This is a genomic window from Mesorhizobium sp. C264A (assembly GCF_040324515.1).
Lineage (GTDB): Bacteria > Pseudomonadota > Alphaproteobacteria > Rhizobiales > Rhizobiaceae > Mesorhizobium.
On record NZ_JAMYVY010000001.1, the window covers coordinates 2,074,952 to 2,093,941 of the forward strand.

At 61.2% G+C, this 18,990-nt stretch carries 17 protein-coding genes and 1 tRNA gene; 13 read left to right on the forward strand and 5 right to left on the reverse strand.

Translation table 11 applies throughout. The features are described 5' to 3' along the window. Window positions 1-7: 7 nt before the first annotated feature. On the reverse strand, window positions 8-3,394 hold the full coding sequence (locus tag NKL04_RS10280; RefSeq protein ID WP_023700868.1) for a DUF3971 domain-containing protein: 3,387 nt from the start codon (window positions 3,392-3,394) through the stop codon (window positions 8-10). Between the two features lie 184 nt (window positions 3,395-3,578). Between NKL04_RS10280 and NKL04_RS10285 the strand changes: the two genes are divergently transcribed. Together NKL04_RS10285 and NKL04_RS10290 are read left to right on the forward strand one after the other, a co-directional pair. After that, window positions 3,579-4,046 carry a peroxiredoxin gene (locus tag NKL04_RS10285; protein ID WP_023684851.1) on the forward strand — a complete coding sequence of 156 codons (468 nt, stop codon included), beginning with the start codon at window positions 3,579-3,581 and terminating at the stop codon, window positions 4,044-4,046. 162 nt (window positions 4,047-4,208) lie between these two features. After that, on the forward strand, window positions 4,209-5,492 hold the full coding sequence (locus NKL04_RS10290; protein ID WP_023700869.1) for a M23 family metallopeptidase: 1,284 nt from the start codon (window positions 4,209-4,211) through the stop codon (window positions 5,490-5,492). 69 nt (window positions 5,493-5,561) lie between these two features. Here NKL04_RS10290 and NKL04_RS10295 read toward each other — a convergent pair whose 3' ends face one another. Continuing rightward, a complete protein-coding gene (locus NKL04_RS10295; protein ID WP_031251405.1) occupies window positions 5,562-5,747 on the reverse strand; it encodes a hypothetical protein in 186 nt (61 codons plus the stop codon). A 59-nt stretch (window positions 5,748-5,806) separates the two neighbouring features. Next, the gene (locus tag NKL04_RS10300) at window positions 5,807-6,988 is read right to left on the reverse strand and encodes a M24 family metallopeptidase (RefSeq protein WP_023700871.1); all 1,182 of its coding nucleotides are present in this window, start codon (window positions 6,986-6,988) and stop codon (window positions 5,807-5,809) included. 212 nt (window positions 6,989-7,200) lie between these two features. On the opposite strand from NKL04_RS10300, the gene NKL04_RS10305 reads away from it, so the two are divergent. The 5 genes from NKL04_RS10305 to NKL04_RS10325 all read left to right on the forward strand — a co-directional run bounded on the left by NKL04_RS10305 (window position 7,201) and on the right by NKL04_RS10325 (window position 12,149). Further along, on the forward strand, window positions 7,201-8,367 hold the full coding sequence (locus tag NKL04_RS10305) for an ROK family transcriptional regulator (RefSeq protein WP_023690224.1): 1,167 nt from the start codon (window positions 7,201-7,203) through the stop codon (window positions 8,365-8,367). Beyond that, window positions 8,364-9,128 carry an ATP-binding cassette domain-containing protein gene (locus NKL04_RS10310; RefSeq protein ID WP_023669142.1) on the forward strand — a complete coding sequence of 255 codons (765 nt, stop codon included), beginning with the start codon at window positions 8,364-8,366 and terminating at the stop codon, window positions 9,126-9,128. Before NKL04_RS10305 ends, NKL04_RS10310 begins: the two co-directional genes overlap by 4 nt. Window positions 9,129-9,169: 41 nt before the next feature. Then, a complete protein-coding gene (locus NKL04_RS10315) occupies window positions 9,170-10,210 on the forward strand; it encodes a sugar ABC transporter substrate-binding protein (protein ID WP_023684845.1) in 1,041 nt (346 codons plus the stop codon). Between the two features lie 160 nt (window positions 10,211-10,370). After that, window positions 10,371-11,366, forward strand: a complete 996-nt coding sequence (locus NKL04_RS10320) for an ABC transporter permease (protein ID WP_023700872.1) — start codon at window positions 10,371-10,373, stop codon at window positions 11,364-11,366. A 12-nt stretch (window positions 11,367-11,378) separates the two neighbouring features. After that, on the forward strand, window positions 11,379-12,149 hold the full coding sequence (locus tag NKL04_RS10325) for an SDR family oxidoreductase (protein WP_023700873.1): 771 nt from the start codon (window positions 11,379-11,381) through the stop codon (window positions 12,147-12,149). Here NKL04_RS10325 and NKL04_RS10330 read toward each other — a convergent pair whose 3' ends face one another. Then, entirely contained in the window at window positions 12,150-12,971 is an 822-nt protein-coding gene (locus NKL04_RS10330) for a M15 family metallopeptidase (protein WP_198029299.1), read from the reverse strand. Window positions 12,972-13,058: 87 nt separating this feature from the next. Here NKL04_RS10330 and NKL04_RS10335 point away from each other — a divergent pair, with 87 nt between their 5' ends. Next, complete coding sequence (locus NKL04_RS10335; protein WP_031203220.1) at window positions 13,059-13,622, forward strand: hypothetical protein; 564 nt, start codon at window positions 13,059-13,061, stop codon at window positions 13,620-13,622. A gap of 530 nt (window positions 13,623-14,152) precedes the next feature. Continuing rightward, entirely contained in the window at window positions 14,153-15,013 is an 861-nt protein-coding gene (locus tag NKL04_RS10340) for a toll/interleukin-1 receptor domain-containing protein (RefSeq protein ID WP_023700875.1), read from the forward strand. A 42-nt stretch (window positions 15,014-15,055) separates the two neighbouring features. On the opposite strand, the gene NKL04_RS10345 is transcribed toward NKL04_RS10340, so the two are convergent. After that, window positions 15,056-15,128 (reverse strand) — tRNA-Val (locus NKL04_RS10345). 110 nt (window positions 15,129-15,238) lie between these two features. Here NKL04_RS10345 and NKL04_RS10350 point away from each other — a divergent pair. The 4 genes from NKL04_RS10350 (at window position 15,239) to NKL04_RS10365 (ending at window position 18,955) form a co-directional block, all read left to right on the forward strand. Beyond that, complete coding sequence (locus NKL04_RS10350; protein ID WP_023700876.1) at window positions 15,239-16,495, forward strand: tyrosine-type recombinase/integrase; 1,257 nt, start codon at window positions 15,239-15,241, stop codon at window positions 16,493-16,495. Window positions 16,496-16,776: 281 nt separating this feature from the next. After that, window positions 16,777-17,040, forward strand: a complete 264-nt coding sequence (locus tag NKL04_RS10355; protein WP_198029300.1) for a helix-turn-helix transcriptional regulator — start codon at window positions 16,777-16,779, stop codon at window positions 17,038-17,040. A gap of 183 nt (window positions 17,041-17,223) precedes the next feature. Continuing rightward, window positions 17,224-17,931, forward strand: coding sequence for a hypothetical protein (locus tag NKL04_RS10360; RefSeq protein WP_023700877.1), 708 nt, complete (start codon window positions 17,224-17,226; stop codon window positions 17,929-17,931). A 130-nt stretch (window positions 17,932-18,061) separates the two neighbouring features. Further along, window positions 18,062-18,955, forward strand: a complete 894-nt coding sequence (locus NKL04_RS10365; RefSeq protein ID WP_156951452.1) for a hypothetical protein — start codon at window positions 18,062-18,064, stop codon at window positions 18,953-18,955. Window positions 18,956-18,990 lie beyond the last annotated feature (35 nt).

Consider the following 18,990-nt stretch of genomic DNA (forward strand, 5'->3'; position numbering starts at 1 on the left):
GGGATCCTCAGCGATACTCGAAGATCGACCGGAAAATGCCCGGCGCGATTACCGATAGCGGGTTGATGTCCAGCACCGGCTTGTTGGCGTTGCCCTTAAGTCGGTAGGTGACGCCGATCAGGCCTCGGTCGCGGCCGTTGCCGAGCAGAACGCCGACCAACGGCAACTCGCCGAAGATGCGGTTGAGGCCATAGGCCGGCATGAAGGTTCCGGTCATGTCCATATTGTTGTTCTGGTCGTAGAGCGTGCCTTGGAAGGTGGTGCCGATGCGCGGGCCGCGCAGCACGCCATTCGCCAATTTCAAATAGCCCGACCCCTTGTCGATCTCGGTAAAGCCGCGCTCGAACTTTACCCGCGAAGTGTCGATCTTGCCCTTGACCGCTTCGTTCAGGCTGCGGCTGTCGCCGGCTGGCGTAGTCGATACGATGGACGCAAGCTTCGGTTCATTGACGATGAAGAAGTTGCTCGAATCGACCTGTCCCCGCATCGGGCCGTCGGCTGCGCCGCTGAGCGCCAGCGTGATCGATCCGCCTTCCATATGCTCGTAGATGTTGAGGAAGCGCAATATGGCGCCTGCGTCGGCCGACTTCATGGTGAGCGCGCGAGCACCATTGCCTGCCGTATTGCTGATGGTGATGGCGGCGCCGGAACTTGCCGCGGCGCTGACCTTGAGCCTGTTCACCCTGGAGCCGGCGGCACTGTAGTCGAGCTTCAAATTGGACAGGACCTCGTCATGGAACCCGCTTAGCGAATTGACGTCGGCGCTAACCGAAACCGCGTCCGTGCCGGTGGTTTTGGTGGCGGTATCGACATCGGAGGTGAACTGCTTGATCAGCGAGCGGGCATCGAGCGCGTTGCCGCTGACATCGACTGCGAAGCCCTTGCCCGACCGCTTCACCGTCACGGCGACATCGTCGCCCCGGTTCAAGGCGACTTTGCTGAAGCGGGCCGAAGACAGCGCGCCCTTGACCAGGACGACATCGCCTTCGACCGAAAAGCTCTTTCCGTCGAGGTCGAAGTCAGACAGCGTCGTGGTATCGCCGGACTTGCTCATGGTAAAAGTGGCATTGGCGGCAATGCCCGGCCCCTTGCTCCAGCCTGCCCAGGGAATGTCCAGCCTGGCGCTCGTCAGGTCAACGTCGACGTTCTGGCTGCCGCCTTCGCCGCTCTTGTCGATTGCCACCTTGATGGTGCCGGAAATCAGCGGCGACAGGCCAGGCATGGCGATGGCGCGCGTCTTGTCGTCGAGCACAAGCGCCACCTTGCGGCTGCGCGGCGGCCCGCCATCCCTGAGCGGCTCAACCAGATCGAGCTCGGCTGGAATGCCGTTCAGCCGCGCCTTGGCAGAGATCACCGCCTTGCCGGGCCCGACTTCGATCGAGCCGTCGGCATCGGTCACCATCTGGCCTTCGAACGGCTTGGCGAGCGACAGGTCCTTGTAGTCGAGCGATACCAGCCAATCGAGCTTCGACGTGTCGACGCCGGATTGCAACGGAATGTCGGCCTTGACGTGGCCGGTCACCGTGCCCGACAGGTCGTCCGGCAAGATGCCGACATGGCGCATGGCGTTGATCGGTTCGTAGGAGGCAAGTTCGGCGATGGCCGGCGCCTCGCCGGCGACGTCGATGTCGAGCGCGCCGATCACCGGCGGGTGGTTTGCCGCCTTTACCGACAGTGTGCCATTGCTTGCCGCCACGGTGCGGCCGCTCGGCATATAGACGCTGCCCGACGACAGCGCGACGTCGACATCGTTGCCGTGGAAGGAAACGACGCCGACGGCATCGCGTATCGGCGGGATGCGGCCGGCGGTGTCGAAACGCGAGCCCTCGACCTGGAAGCGGCCGAACACCTCGTCGGCCGAAAGCGGCACGCCGTTGCCGAGACGCCCCGGCACGACCTGGAACTGCAGGCTGGCATCGACGACGCGGCCGCCAAACAGGTTCTGCAGCACCCACAGCCGCGCGTTCTTGGCCGAGAACCAGGGCCACAATTGCTTGACGTGCGAGACCGCCATGTCGTGGACGTTGAGCGACACCGAGATACCCGGCGGTCCGTTGTCGATGAAGGAAACCGCAGCGGTTCCCAGCACTTCGCTCCCCGATCCCGACCTGATGCCGATCTGGTCGGCGACAAGCTTGCGGCTCTTGATCTGATAGACGCCGGCGATGCGGGCGAAGAAATTCAGCGCCGGCTCGGGCGATTCCGAAGGCGCCAGCGTCGAGCCGTCGCTGGTCAGGTCGTAACGATAGGAAGGCTCCTCGCCGGCCGCGCCGGTCGACGGCTTTGGCCCGATCGAGCCGGCGAAATTGAACGCCGAGCGCCCGGTCTTTAGAACCAGCCTGCCGACATCGATCTTGTTGGAGCCGGAGACAAGGGCGGCGTCGACATCGACATCGGCCGGCAACAGCCCGCGTGTGCCGAGGTCGAGCACCGAGCCGGTTAGCGACAGCGAGCCCGTCAGCCGCGAATCGGTCTCGCCCGAGCCTTCGGATCCCGTGAGCTTCAAAGCCATAGCGCCGGTTCGCCCGCCGGCCGCTGGCGTGGTCTCCGCGACATCCGCCATGTCGATGGCGGCGTTCAAGGCGGTGACGCGCATCGAGCTCGTATCGCGGGTGGCGGTGGCCGTGACGGTGAGCGCGCGGCCATCGACATCCGCCTCGGACGAGAACTCCATGCTGCCGGGGCCTGACTGCAGCACCGTCGCGTTGGCGATCGTTACCAGCTTGACCGATCCGGCCTCGGGCAGCTCGAACGCGACATTTCTAAGATCGATGCGGCGCATCGAATCCTCGCGCACGGCATCGAGTGCACGATTGACGTCACTGAAGACGGCGGCGGCCAGTTTTTCCGGATCGATGAGACCGTCTTGATTGCGCAGGCGCGCTGTCCAGTCACCACCCGACGGCATTGCCGCGGTGACGATATGGGCGTCGGAAATCCTGGCGCTGGTCAGCCGAACCTCGCCCGAAAGCAGCGGGATCAACCGGATGCCGAAGCGGACGCGCCCGGCATCGGCCATCGGCTTGCCGTCGGCCGTCTCGACGCTGACATCCTTGACCTGCAGCGCAATGAAGCTCGATCCGTCAAGTGTCAGGCTGGCAGGACCGACGGCGACTTTGACGTCGAAACCGGCCAGTTTCTCGATCGCCGTTTCGGCTTCCAACCGCAGCCGTTCGCTGCCGATGCCGGTGGCGCCGATGACGTAGACGGCGGCCGCTGCCAGCAGCACAAGGGCTCCAATGCCGGCAAACAGCCGGGCAAGGATGCGAAAGCCGCGGCCGATCCGTGCCTTGCCGAGCGGCGGCACGCGGCAAGCGGACGGGAAAGCCCCCAGGTCGGTGATCTCGTCACGCCTGAACCGGATTTTCTCGTGCTGCGGTTCTTCCTGATCCACGCAATTTTCCGTTGTGCGAATTCGATCGTGGACGAATCCCCGCCCGACACTATAACGACGCAGGCTAGAGCATGATGCCGAAAAGTGTGAGGCGGTTTTCTCGGACAAACGGTTTCCGTTTGTCCAGACATCATGCTCTATCTCTTTGATTTATGGCCGCGTAACCTCAAACAAGGGCATCGATATGGCTGATCTCGACATTGGCGACGTTGCGCCGCAATTCGATCTTCCGCGCGACGGCGGCGGCTCACTCAGCCTTGCCTCGATGCGGGGGAAGCCTGTTGTACTTTATTTCTATCCGCAGGACGACACCACAAGTTGTACCAATGAGGCGATCAGCTTTTCGCAGCTGAAGCCGGAGTTCGAAAAGGCCGGCGCCGTGGTGATCGGCCTGTCGCCGGACAGCGTGAAGAAGCACGACAAGTTCAAAACGAAATACGATCTCACCGTCGACCTGGTTGCCGACGAGGAGCGCAAGGTGATCGAGGCCTACAATCTATGGGTCGAGAAGACGATGTATGGCCGCAACTATATGGGCGTCGAGCGGGCGACGTTCCTGATCGGCAAGGACGGGCGGATCGCCGGGATCTGGCGCAAGGTCCGGGTGAAAGGCCATGCCGAAGCAGTGCTGGAGGCGGTCCGCGCGCTCTGAGGCGCCACCGATCTGGCCAACGCCGCGCAGTGCATTGGGGCATAAGACATATGCGGGTGGCTGACACCGTTGGCCACTAGCGCGCCCGCGAACGGCAAAACTTTGTTAACCCTAATAATGTGTAATCGGGCTTCGTTGGTGTCGTAACGAAAGCTTGGTCCCGTGAACCTAACCGGTCAGTCAGCGGTCTTCGGCAGGCGCAAGGAGCCGCATACGGTCATCATTGCGCGGGGCAATGAAATACGGCATTTCACCATCCGGCCGTGGCTCGTCGCCTTTCTCGGCTCGGCACTGGCGGCGATCGCCATCGGCTATCTCTTGGCGACCTCCTATCTCGTACTGCGCGACGATCTGATCGGCGCCACCACGGCCCGGCAGGCGCGCATGCAGCAGGCCTATGAAGATCGCATTTCCGCATTGCGCGCGCAGGTCGACCGCATCACCAGCCGCCAGCTTCTCGACCAAAAACTGATGGAAACCAAGGTCAGCGAATTGATCGAGCGGCAGAGCCAGCTCAGCCAGCGCCATGGCCGCCTCGGCCCGATTCTCGAGCGGGCCGAAAACGAAGTCGGGACGCCGCCAACCGCTGATGCCGCAGCGACAACAAAACCCGACGAACATGCCGAACTGACTGGCGGCGAGCCACTCGCCTATTCGGTCGCCAGCCTTGGTTCGGGCGACACCAGGCCATTCTCGCTGTGGTCGACACGTTCCGATCCGCTGCCCAGCGAAACGGCTGCGGACCGCGCCGACAAATTGTTCGTCTCGATCAATGATTCACTGAAGGCTATCGAGAGCCAGCAACTCACCCGCATCGAAACCCTGGCCGACAACGCCTGCAAGAACGCCGATGCCATCACCCAGGCGCTGGAAGCGGCCGGTCTGCCGGTCGACAGCGATTTCGGCAAAAACGAAAGCGATGTCGGCGGACCGCTGATCCCGCTTGACAGCTCGATGATGTTCGACAGCAAGGTCAAGGAACTGGACGAGGCGCTGGATACGCTCGACCAGTTGAAGAAAGAGGCGCGGCGGCTGCCGCTCGCCAACCCGGCGCCGGGCCACTCCGTCACCAGCCCGTTCGGCGTGCGCACTGACCCCATCCTCGGCACCGCTGCCCTGCACTCGGGCATGGATTTCCGCGCGCCGGTCGGCATGGCAGCCAAGGTCACGGCGGCCGGAATCGTTACCAAGGCCGGCTGGAACGGCGGCTATGGCCGCATGGTCGAGGTCGATCACGGCAACGGCTTTGCCACGCGCTACGGCCATCTGAGCGAGATCGACGTTGCCGTCGGCCAAAAACTCGCGGCCGGCGACATCATCGGCAAGACTGGCAGCAGCGGCCGCTCGACCGGCCCGCACCTGCACTACGAGGTCCGCCACAATGGCGAAGCCATCGACCCGCTGCTCTTCCTGACCGTCGGCAAGAAGGTCGAACAGTATTTGTAAGGTCAAGCCAGGCTGGTTGCTGCCCAACTTCGCCGCGCCCTGCCCGCTGGGCCGCAGGCATGCATCACCTTATCGCCACATTGCGATTGACGGCCTCCCGGAGCCGACAATATCGACGGCCAGGCCGTAGCGGGCGACGTCGCGGATGTCTGATATCCCCTGCCCGGCCAGCATCGGCCTGAGATAAGCTCCCGTCCCAATCTTGCGGTTCGATAATTCGGGATGGCGGTGCAGATGACGGCGGATCTCGACCATCCGATCGAGAATTCCGGCATCGATGCGGGGGCGCGGCACCGCCCGGTGCTGCCGACCGGTCAGGATTTGACATGGATGTCTCGCGGGAATTTGGTCAGCGTCTCATGGCCGGTCTCGGTCACCAGAATGGTCTCGCTGATCTCGATGCCCCAGCCATCCATCCACATGCCAAGAATGGAGTGCAGGACGTTGCCGGGTTGCAGCGCGGTCTTGTCGCCGGGCCGCAGGCTGATCGTGTGCTCGCCCCAATCCGGGGGATAAGCGACGCCGATGGAGTAGCCGATGCGCGATTCCTTCTTCAGCCCGTAGCGCTGGATAACCTTGCGCCATGCGGCCTCGACCGCTTCGGCTGTGGTCCCCGGCCTGACCGCGTCGAGCACCGCATCCATGCCTTCGATCACCGCCTTTGCGGTGTCGGAGACACGGGCCGGCGTCTTGCCGAGCTGCATCGTTCGGGCGAGGCCTGCGGCATATCGGCGGCAAACGCCGGCGAGTTCGAGCGCGATCGTCTCGTCCTTGCCGAACCTCCGGTCGCTCCACATGATGTGCGGAGCCGATGCATTCTCGCCGCCGAGGATCGTCGGCGGGAGTGCCGTGATGTCGCCGGCGAAGTCTGGACTGCCGGCAATCTGCGCCGCCTGGATCGCGGCAATCGCATCGCATTCGCGCACGCCTGGCGCGATGACTTCGAAGGCCCGCGCGACAGCTGCTTCAGCCAAGGTCGACGCCTTGCGCAGGTAGGCGATTTCCGGCGCGGATTTCACGGCGCGGATCCAGTTCACCAGGAGGTCGGCGTCGTGCCATTTCGCATTGGGCAGGCCAGCGACCAGCCGGGCATGCGCCTTCGGCGAGAAATAATAAGCTTCGAGCTCGATGCCGATATGTCTCGCGCCCCAGCCCTTGGCGACGATGCAGGCCGCTATCCAGTCCATCGGATGGCGATCAGCGCGCTGCACGTGGTCCTCGGGGAAGCCGACCACATTCTCCGGCTTCATCCAGGCCGTCAGCAAGCCGCCTGCCGCATCCATGGCGCGGCCGATCCAGACCGGCTCGGCCTCGTTTTCGATCGGGACAAGCACGACCTGCGGCGTGTAGAACGACCAGCCGTCATAGCCGGTGATGTAATGCTGGTTGGCGACATCGTTGACGACCAGCAGTTCCAGCCGACGCGCCGCCATCTCGGCGCGGATCTTCTTGAGCCGCCGCTGGTACTCATCGCGCGCAAAAGGAAATTCGATCATCGGTTTTCCTGCTGGATCACTGGTCGGGCGAGCCCCGCGCCCGCCTGACGTCATTCACCATTGCGGTGGTTTCAGCCCGGCTGCAATCGGCCAGCGCGGCGCATGGGACAGGTCCTGCACCGCGTCTGGGAACCATTCCGAATTATTTTTGAATTCCATTTGACTGAATAAATTGCCTGTGCAAGTCTTAGCCTTCCTAAAGGGCGCGGGACATGGCACTGCGGGGAACCAATCAGGAGTTCGGGCGGCCTTACAACCGGCGCATCGTGCTGGAGTCCATCCGCCTTCACGGTCCCATAGCTCGCGGCGACATTGCCAGCCGGGTCGGCCTCACCGTCCAGACCGTATCGACCATCGTTCGCGAGCTCGAAGAGCATGGCTATCTGTTGTCGCTGCGCGAAGAGCCGCGCGGCCGCGGATTGCCGCCGGCGACGCTCAGGATCAACCCCGAGGGCGGCTATGCCGTCGGGGTCCACCTCACCCCGATGGGCATCGACGCGGCGCTGATCAACCTCAGCGGCGATGTCATCGAGAGCACACACCGCGAGGCGCCGCATGCCACGCCCGACCATGCCTTCGAGCTGATCGGCGCGATGGTGCCGGAATTGACCGCGCTGCGGCCCGGCGGCCGCGTGCTTGGCATCGGCATGGCACTGCCCGGGCCGTTCGGCGTGGAATCGATGAGCTTCGTCGGCCCGACGACCATGGCCGGCTGGAAGGATGTCGCGCTGCCGGAACGGCTGGCGGCGTCGACCGGGCTGCCGGCCTTCTTCGAGACCGACATGGCGGCGGCGGCCATGGGCGAACGGCTTTACGGTCTCGGCTCCGGTTATTCCGAATACTACTACCTCTATTTCGGCGTCGGCCTCGGCGGCGTCATCGTCCATGACGGCGCGGTGATGCGCGGCGCCTGGGGCAATGCCGGCGAAATCGGACACATCCCTGCCGTTCCCGGCGGCGAACCTTGTCCATGCGGCAACAGCGGCTGCCTCGAACGGTATCTCTCGCTCGAAGCACGTCGCCGCCGCAACGTCAGCGACGCCGCCTGGGTGGCCGAGATCGCGCCGATCTTCCGCAACGCCATCGTCACCATCGAGAATGTGTTCGACCCCGAAACCGTCATCCTCGGCGGGCTTGCGCCCACCGAGCTGCTGGAAAAGCTGGTCGGCGCGGCGGGACAGCTTCCCAATTCGGTCTCGGCGCGGCGCGACCGCAAGACACCGCGCGTGACCGTGGCGACCGGCGGCAAGCATTCGGTGCTGCGGGGCGCTGCTGCATTGGCCGTTTCGGGCGTGCTGTCGCCGCGCTTCGGCCAGATGTTCATTGCCGAGCGCGAGCGCCGGTCAGACCTCATGCACAGCAAGGGAGTGGCGGCATGACCGAACCGCTGCTGGTACTCGAAAACGTCACCAAGAATTACGGCGCCATTCATGCGCTGAGGGGCATCAGCTTCTCGATCGGCAAGGGCGAAGTCGTGGCGCTGCTCGGCGACAACGGCGCCGGCAAGTCGACACTGGTCAAGATCATCGCCGGCGGCCTCGAGCCGAGCTCCGGCCGCATGCTGTTCGAGGGCAAGGAATTCCTGGCGAAAACGCCGGCCGAGGCCAAGGCTGCCGGCATCGAGACCGTCTACCAGGACCTGTCGCTCTGCACCAATGTCGACGTCGTCGCCAATTTCTTCATGGGCCGCGAAATCACCCGCAAGGTTCTCGGTGTCCCCATCCTCGACGAGCGCGCCATGGAGGCCGTGGTCGGCAAGGCGCTGGCAAGTGCCGGCACCCGCATCCCGTCGCTGCGCACCAATGTCGAGCATCTCTCGGGCGGCCAACGCCAGGCCATCGAGCTCAACCGCTTCGTGCACTGGGGCGGCAAGCTGGTGCTGCTTGACGAGCCGTTCGCGGCACTCGGCGTCGAGCAGACCAGGCGCGGTCTCGAGATGATCCGCCAGGTGGCCAACCAGGGCATCGGCGTCGTCATCATCACCCACATCATGCAACAGGCTTTCCAGGTCGCCGACCGGATCGTGGTGATCCGGCAAGGCGTCGTGGCCGGCGATGTCGCACGCAACAAAACAAGTCCCGATGCGGTGATCAACATGATCACCGGTGAGACGCTTGCCGGTGCCGGACCGGCAGGTTGAGGGACAAAAGAGGGGTCCGGTATAACAGAGGAGCGAACGACATGAAGCGAATACTGGTTCTTGTCTTCGGTATCCTGGCACTGGCTCTTGCCTCGCTCACGCCGGCAATGTCCCAGACCAAGGGAACCGTCTATTATATGGTCCCGACCCTGCTCGATGAATTCCAGACCGGCTCGGTGAGCGCGCTGGAGCTGTTCCTCAAGCAGGTCGGCTATGAGGTGAAAACACTCAACGCCGACAACAAGACCGACGCGCAGCAATCGCAGATGAACGACGTCATTGCGCTGAAGCCGGCGGCGATCATCCTGGCCGCCGTCGATTTCAACGCGCTGAAGCCGTCCATCGAAGCGGCGCGTGCAGCCGGCATCCCGGTGGTCGAGTTCGACCGCCAGATCACCTCGACCCCGTCCGATTTCACCTCGGTGGCGGGCACGGTCGAGATCGGCTACGTCGCCGCCGAGCAGGCGCAAAAGCTTCTGACCGCCAAGAACGGTTCGGTGAAGGGCAAGATCCTGCAGGTGCTCGGCGATCCCGGCGATCCCTACACGCTCGACATCCAGAAGGGTTTCGAGGAGAAGTTGAAGGCGTTTCCTGACGTCAAGATCATCTCGCTGCCGGCCATGCAATGGGAAGCCAGCAACGCCGGCACGATCGTTGCCGACCAGATGCTCGCCAACCCCGACATCGACCTGATCTTCAGCCATGCCGCGCACCTGTCGGTCGCAGCCGTCGCCTCGCTCGAGGCCGCCGGCAAGAAGCCGGGCGACGTCATGCTGATGAGCTCGAACGGCGCTCCGGTCGGTCTCGACCTGATCCGCAAGGGCTGGCTCAATGTCGAAGTCGAGCAGCCGCTCTACGCGCAGGCCGCGGCCGTGGCGATGTTCATGGACAAGATCGCCGGCAAGCAGGAAATCAAGCCTGGCGAGTATGACGTGCTCGGCTTGAAGTCGACCGTGACCAAGGAGAGCTGGGGCCCCAACATCAAGATCCCGGGCGCCGCCATCACCAAGGAAAACGTCGACAATCCGGCCTTCTGGGGCAACCAGAAGCCGCCGACGGACACGATCAAGTCTGTCGAATAGTCGCCTAGCGAAGCGCTCCGGGCCATTGCGGCCCGGAGCCTGCCCATTCACGACGCCGCGTCCCAGGACACCGTGGCGAACCTAAACCCGCGCCTGAACCCGACGAAATCGAGTTGATTTCTCAGCCTGATTTTCTCGGGGGCGCCAACCGGATCAGCCCATGAACCCGCGCAGCCGCAAAGCCCTGGAGTTCGTCCTCGACAACCTCGTCTGGTTCATGCTGATCTTTGTGCTGGTTGTCTTTTCCGTCTTCGTCCCCAACTACTTCCAGCTCGGCATCTTCGCCAACATCATCGAGGCCTCGAGCGTTCTCGGCGTGATGTCGATCGGCCTGTCGCTGGTCATCATTGCCGGCCATATGGACCTGTCGGTGGAATCGGTGGCCGCACTCAGCGCCATGGCGGTCGGCATCCTGTTCTGCTCATCCGGCATCGGCATGGGCATACAGCTCAATCCGCAATGGCTGATGGTTCCGGTTTCGCTGCTGGTTGCGCTGGCCGTCGGCGGCCTCATCGGCGCCTTGAACGGCTATCTCGTGGTCAAGGTGAAGATGAGCGCCTTTATCATTACGCTGGCGTCCTACATCTGGGTGCGCGGCCTGGTGCTGGTGATTTCCGGCGGCCGCTCGGCACAGGATCTGGCGCCGGCCATCCGCTGGTTCGGCATCCAGCGAATGGCCGGCCTGCCGCTGACCGCCTGGATCGCCGTCGCCTGTTTCGTCCTGTTCTCGCTGATCATGGCCAAGACGCCGTTCGGCCGCCACCTCGTGATGATCGGCGGCAACGAGACCGCGACCTTCCGCGCCGGCATCCGCGTCAACCGCAATCTGATCATCGCCTTCGTACTTGCCGGCGCCATTGCCGGCCTCGCCGGCTGGCTGCTCGCCATCCGCACCTCGGGCGCCACCGCCAATCTCGGCACCGGGCTGTTGTTCAACGCCTTTGCCGCGGTCGTCATCGGCGGCGTCAGCCTGAAAGGCGGTGTCGGCACCTTGCCCGGCGTCTATGCCGGCGTGCTGCTGCTCTCCTCCATCAACACGGCAATCAACCTGATGGGCCTGCCGGCCAATTTCACCCAGGTGATCCATGGCCTGCTGGTGCTCGCCGCCGTGCTGCTCGACGCCTTCAAGCAAACCATTCGCCAAAGACTGGCATAGGAGACGGCTGGCATGACAGGACGGCTTGAGAACAAGGTCGCGCTTATCGTCGGCAGCGCACGCGGCATCGGCAAGGGCATTGCGCTGCGCTTTGCCGAGGAAGGCGCAAGGCTGGTCCTGGCCGACAGCGAGGCCGAAGCCGGCCAGGCGACCGCGGACGAGCTCGGCGCGGATTTCATTCGCACCGACATCTCGCAAATGGCCGATGCAGAAGCTGCGGTGGCGCTGGCGCTGAGCCGCCATGGCCGCCTCGACATCGTCGTGCAGAATGCCGGCATCTATCCCTGGCAGCTGATCGAAAACACCAGCCCGGACGACTGGGACCGGGTGATGGCGGTCAATCTGCGCGGCACGTTCAACGCCACGCTGGCGGCGCTGGCGCCGATGAAGGTGCAAGGTTACGGGCGCATGCTCTACACCTCGTCGATCACCGGTCCGCACGTCACCAGCCCCGGCCACGGCCACTATGCCGCCAGCAAGGCCGGCATCAACGGCTTCATCCGCTCGGCGGCGCTGGAATTTTCGGGCTACGGCATCACCGTCAACGGCGTCGAGCCCGGCAACATCCTGACCGAAGCGGTCGAGCTGCATCGCGGCGCCGCCTACATCAAGAACATGGAGGATTCGATCCCGCTCGGACGCCTCGGCAGTCCGCGCGACGTCGCCAACGCCTTCCTGTTCCTCGCCTCCGACGATGCCAGCTACATCACCGGCACCACCATCGTCGTCGACGGCGGCCAGTTGCTCCCCGAAGGCAAGGATTTCCGGCTGCTGCCGCCGTGATCAGCCGGATTTCTTGTACAGCAGCAACTCAGGCCGGTACTCGAAGTGCATGGTGTCGTAGTGATACCAGCGCCCGCCCCAGATGAAGCCGTTTTTCTCGAACAATTCCACGATTTCCAGCGGAATCCGGTTCTTGAAGGGAATGTGGGCCTTCGGGTTGGTTTTGTTCCTGTTGTTGTACCAATAGTCGGAGAAGCCGACATTGATATCGAAGGCCGCTCCGAACGAGTGAACGCTCAACCGGTCGGTGCCGGCGATCGGCCGCCAGACAAAGCCGCCGCCGGGCTTGAGCCCGTAACGGCTCAGCTCCGCGGGCATCGCCTCAAGCGCAGCGGAGACCTTGCCCAGCCGGTCGTTGATGCCGAAAATCCTGGTGACCTGCACGGTCTTCTTGCCGAGCTTCGGCAACCATTTGACGTTGGCGATGTGCTTGCCCACCTCGGCGGCACTTGCCCCGTAGAGCTTCTCGAAGAAAGGTTCATTGCGGATACGGCCGGGATCGAAATCCTCCGCCGGGACCAGCGCGCCCTCGGCTGCTCTGGGATAGACGTAGCGAAACATGTCTTCGATGTCGGGGCTCTCAAGCAGCGCGTCGGCGTCGCGCGCCTTGCCGTCGTTCCACACCATGGTGGTGCCGTCGGTCCAGGTCAGGACATTGCCCGAAATGGTGAAAAGGCCGGGATAGGCCTTGAGCAAGGCTGCCTTGGCGGCGGGCTGGTCGACGCCGTCGCCCACATTCCCCGCATAGGCGAAGCGCCCAATACCAGAGATTGCCAATGCCAATAGCAGCTGTGACATCAGCCGCCGTGGATGGTCGATCATTGTGCTGCCTCCGCGAGGGCTTTCATTCATCGTGCATTTAACAAGGCAGCTGTACCATGCTGGTCGAATCGAACGGGAGACAAAATCATGTCAAAAACCTTCACTGCTTTGATCCGGATGACGTTTACATTCATTTGCCTGGTCGGCCTGGCCTCGTCAGTTTCTATCCTTTTCCCCGCCACCGCGTCGGCCCAGCGCATGCAGAAATGCGCCGATGAAGGCGGCACGTGCCGCCTGCCCTACCCCTCGGAAGTGGTCTACGGCGCGCGCGGCCAGACCACCTCCCGCTTCTTCGATCGTCGTTCCGTGCCTTGCTCGAATCGCGTCTTCGGCGACCCGGCGCCCGGCCGCGACAAGGCCTGCTATATTGCGAGGCGCGATAGCGGTAATGATTATGGTGACAACGACGACGACAATTACGGCAATGATGACAATTACGGCGATAATGATTACGGCCAGGGCCGCGGCAGATGGGTGGCCTGCGCCTCGGAGGGGCGGTTCTGCGAGTTCCGTGGCCGCAAAGTGGTGAGATACGGGGCGCGTGGCCAGTACGTCCAGGGCGTATTCAGGAACGGCGTCACATGCAGCGTCGACGCCTTTGGCGAGGATCCCATCCGCCGCGTGAAGAAGAACTGCTACGTCAAGCGATAGACTAGCGCGCCAGGAAAGAACGGCGGCTGCGGCTCATTGCGGCCGCGCCCGGCATTCGGGATATGCGGGCCGGATATGGTGGGCGATGGCGGGCTCGAACCGCCGACATCTTCGCTGAGAACGCTGTCGTCAACTCGACCGCTGTGAACCCTTATCGCGGCACGGTGACACGGCACCTACGCCGATATCGAAGCCGTATGCGAACAACATCGACAAGTACACGCTTGCCCGCATCTGCGAGCCGAAACAGGAAGAAGTGGCGGAGCCGATCGTCGCGGGCGTGGGTCGAACTTGCTCTGCAGCTGCCATCCAGACGGAAGACATTTGTGTATATTCCGCTTTGGCGACGCGCCGTAATGGCCTCTTGTACTTAGTCCACCGTGCGACGCGAAGGGCCGGTGCATGTGTCCTCTGGCGAGACATGAAACGGACTGCACCCGCAGTAATGGCCAGTCTATCGCCAGACTAGCTGCGAGGTCACCGCTCATGCTATTTTGGGGCCTTCTCGTTGATGTGGGAAGAGGCAGGCCTTGCTTGGCGACGTATTCATCAACTACCGACGGCAGACCGATTCCGGCGTGGCGGGCCGCGTCTACGATAATCTGAACCGCGCGCTTCCTGATGCATCCATCTTCATGGACGTCGACAAGCTCAACCCCGGCGATGACTTTGAGGTGGCGCTTGCCCGCAGTTTGGCCAGCTGCAAAATCATGCTGGCGATCGTGGGGCCGCAGTGGGCCGCGCTTACCGATGAGCAGGGCCAGGTTCGGCTGGAGTCCCCCGACGACTTCGTGCGCAAGGAGATCCGTACGGCACTCCAGGCTGGGGTGCGCGTCATCCCCGTGCTCGTCAACGGCGCCAGCATGCCAAAGAAAAGCGCCTTGCCACCCGATCTGCAGGACCTGGCCAAGCGTCAAGCCATGGAGGTCCGCCACGAGCGCTTCAACGACGATATGGCGGCGATTGCGTCGGCGATAGCGAAGCCAGCGGCGCGGCAGCCGAGGCTCTGGCTGCTGTACGGGCTGGTCGCGATGATCGCGCTCGGCATCGGCGGGACAACGGTGGCGTTGTGGCCGAGGCCCTCCCCTTTGCCGTCGCCTATCGAGCCCGCAGCGATCGAGGCCAAAGGGTGCAAGGAAGGATTCGTCTGGCGATCGGCGATCTTCGGCGACAGCGTGTGCGTGAGTCCTGCCGACTACGGCGAGGTGCAGGCGCAGAATGCCAATGCCCGCAACAATCGTTCGCCGACCGGCGGACCTTACGGCGACAGCACCTGCCGCGACGGCTACGTCTGGCGTGAAGCGTTCGAGAGCGACTTGGTCTGCGTCACCCCTTTCGAACGCGACAAGGCCAGGAAGCAGAATGCCGACAACGCATACAACCGGATATGAGACCGTAACTCCGGGCAAGCACCGATTTATCAAGAAATTGAGTGGTGGGCGATGACGGGCTCGAACCGCCGACATCTTCGGTGTAAACGAAGAGGACTGACTACCCCACACACCCCACGCCCGCTCTCTGCAACTGATTTCATTCAATTATTTCATTCCGCCATACCTTGTCGCCCCCGCTGTTTCCCGCGATACTAGTTGCTAGTTTGTAGCTAGGGGGCGGCCATGGCCATCACGAAGACGGATGTAGACACACTCCACGTGAACTCCGTCCTGTGGGATTCAGGAAAGGGAAGCGTTGTCGGTTTCGGTGTTCGTAAACAGCGGCGCGATGCGGTGTTCGTGATCAAATACGCGATCGACAGCCGCCAGCGGTGGTATACGATCGGACGGTTTGGATCTCCTTGGACCGTCGACCAGGCGCGCCTAGAAGCCAAAAGGCTTTTTGGTCAGATCGCATCCGGAGTCGATCCTGGCCACGCCAAACGCGATGACAAAGAGCAAACGCCAGCACTTTCGGTTTCGGACCTTTGCGACCGGTATATGGAAGTAGCAAACGCGGGTGCCATTCTGACAAGGTTCAATAGGCCCAAGAAGGGCTCTACGCTGCAAATTGATATCGGTCGCATCCAGCGACATATCAAGCCACTGATCGGCGCTACAGCGGTCACGGATGTCGACGCCAAGGTCGTTAAACGCCTCATCCAAGATATAGCCATGGGCAAGTCGGCAGTCGACGTCAAAACAAAAGCAAGAGGTCGAGCAAGGGTTACAGGCGGAGCGGCCACCGCAGCCCGTGTAGCCGACCTGCTATCAGGAATAATGACCTGGGCCGTCGACGAAGCCATCGTAGATAAGAACCCGGTCCATGGTATCCGGCGGTTCCGAAGCGAGGCAAAACAGCGCTTTCTCAGCGATGACGAACTAGCGGTGCTGGGAGCGCAACTCCGAAAAGGCACAGACCGGGCCGACAAAGCCTTTCACCCTTATGCGCTGGTTATCATCGAGCTACTCTGCCTCACCGGCTGCCGATCAAGCGAAATCGCAAAGCTCGTTTGGTCCGAGTTCGACCGCGACCAGCATTGCCTCCGACTCTCTGACACGAAATCAGGGTATAGTTTGCGCGCCATCGGAAGTCAGGCATCGCATCTAATTAGCAAGCAGGCGGTCATTGGATCGTCCCCGTTTGTCTTCCCTGGAGCCAAGGGAAATTCAAACTACCAAGGACTTAATAAGGAAGCTCCACGCCTATTCGCATCCGCAGCGCTGGCAGGTGTGACTTGTCATGTCCTCCGTCACACCTACGCTTCGGTCGCGTCAGGACTGGGGTATTCCGATTCGACGATTGCCGGATTGTTGGGTCACAAAGGTCGCGGCGTAACTTCTCGATACATCCATCGACCGGACGCAGCGCTAGCATCCGCCGCAGAAGCCGTAGCAAACGAAATTGCTGGAAAAATGAAAATTGAAACTAAGCCCTGACGCGTTTTTGCGCGCATGTAAGTGACGCAATTTGAGTGATTTACTGACCTGATTTTTCGCCACCGTAAAGACGGCTATTTTTCGCCTGATCGGAAATGCGTCACGCGAATTTCGATTGCGCCGCGCGAATGTCATCGACGAAACTTCTCATAGAAAATTTGGAAGTCCAAGCGCCTGCTGCTTACTTTGCGAAGTGATGCGCGCGAGAATTTCCCGCGCGTGACATACGCGATTTCTACCACCGTAAAGGACGTGTGCACTCGAACAAAGGAGTACACGTCGTGCAGAAAATTCAGTCACAAAACACTCAATTCGACCCGGTTCAAAACGCATTGTGCGATCGTCTGATTGATGAAAAAGCACTAGCTGTTCGTTGGGGTATTTCGACACGTACGTTACAGAACAAGCGCGTCGCGGGAGATGGAATCCCATTTCTGAAAATCAGCTCTTCGGTGCGATATCGAATGAGCGATGTGATTGCCTTCGAAAACGCATCGTTGCGTTTTTCAACATCAGATTCTTCAGACGCAAATCAATCAGAATAGCATCGTGAATGTCGGTCATTGAGTCTCACATGCGCGTGTGCACTTCGACGCGCAATTCGGTTTGCCGGTAGCTCAACCGACGTAAATTTCCTCATCGTAAAAGATCCACGCCGAACGACATTTCGCGCGCTCGGCGCGCTCTAACTTTTCAAAAATTCACATCAGCATCGAAAGGAAACTGTCGTGAAGTCACGTCAGAAGAAAATCCATCTCGCACCCCTCGGCGCGGAAACAAACAGCCCAAGGTCCATCTTTCGGACCTCGAAAAATAATCGCAAAGACGACGACATCCGGAAGCTTGGCAAACGCTTGCGAAAGCGTGATGGCGTTGCGAAGGTGCTGATCAAATGCCGGTCAGAGTTCAGCGCTCTGTCGCAGGCCCACCATAGCCACGTCCGGGAATCGACGATTGCCATCTACGCGGCCGCACTACTCCTCGTAGAAGATAGATCGTCATGGGCCGAGTTTTGCCGGCATAGGGATTGGCGAAAGCGTAAGCGGCTTGCACCGCGCGTGGGTCACTCAGAAGATGCACTGCGCGCCTCCGTCAGGCTCGCTGTCGGGTTCAAAGGCAAACGTGCAACGAGAAGATCCAGCCGCCTCTACAAGCTCCTGGAACCGTTTTTTGCTCGTGCCACCCCCATGCGCGAAGTGGCGGCCATTACCAGAGATCGCGGCCTAAAAGGGCTCACAGAGGTAGGTGCGACGTTCAAAAACAACAAAAAGGCGGCGTCGAAAGCAAAAAGACGCCCAGCCTGCCGGTTTACGTTGGAAGAAAAAATGGCAACGAAGATTTTGTCAGCGACCGCTGGCACCAAAATCCATTTATACGGCAGAGTCAAAAAGTTGAAAAACGGCGGGGTCGAGATAACCGTGCGCAAGATAAAATGACAAAATGTCTTCCTTGTAATACACTAATTACATAAATCAATAGATTTCATAATATTTATATATCTTATATCAATATATTTTACTGGTTATATATCTATACCATAGCTATTTTTTAGTAAAGGAGCCTGAAGTGAAACGAGAACCGGTGCTGACAAAACGCGTATTTATCAAAGCGCATGACAAAATCGAAAAGGCCATCACGAAAAAGCTACACACCCCTTTAGGTGCACGACTTTTGACCATTAAGCTGCGCGATGCGCTGCTTGAAAGAGAGGCCAAACACCTGTACGCCATCAACAGGAGGTCAAGGATCGCTTTCGCGGCGTCCGTTCGCAGAAGCCTCAAGGGCCTGATCAATAACCAATGCAAGACAGCCAAGTATCATTTCGTCACTTTGACTCCATTGAAGTTTGCGGTTCCAATCTCACAGGCGTCAGCGATGGATGTCGGACGCATTATCCGATGGACCAGACGGCACCTTGGTAAATGTCATTTCATCGCCTGTGTCGAAGCAGCTATTTATCCAAACTTGGCCAAGGCCGGCCTCGCCAGGGAGATGACGGTGTCGTGGCATGTCCACGCCATCGTATGGGGATGCAAAAGAGATGCCGTTAAAGACCTGGTGGACAAGGTCACCAAGCGATACCCCTCTCTCCTCCCAGGTGTACCGGCAGGTCATGCCGACGCCTTTTCGGCCAAGGATATCCTCGGACGGGTCTGGTATTCGTTCAAGGCCCCCTGCTCCGAGCACAACGTCTATCCGATGAAGAGGGAGGATGTAGATAGGCAGACCGGGGAGGTCTTCACGGTAGCTACCGGGCGGTTCAAGCAAAGAAAGCGAGAGATCCGCCCCGGTCATGCCGTCCGTATGGTTGAGGTCATGGGAACTCGAACAATTCCAGAACTTGCTTTCGGTGGTGGGAAGGGTGCCGCACTCCTAGAGCGGGCTACGAAGGTAGCCAAGCGCACATTGAGGAAGGAAGATGAAGAAACCAGGCGTCGTCTTACCCGGCTCTTTGACTGAATACGACCGACGATAGTTCGCCTGTTTGGATGACA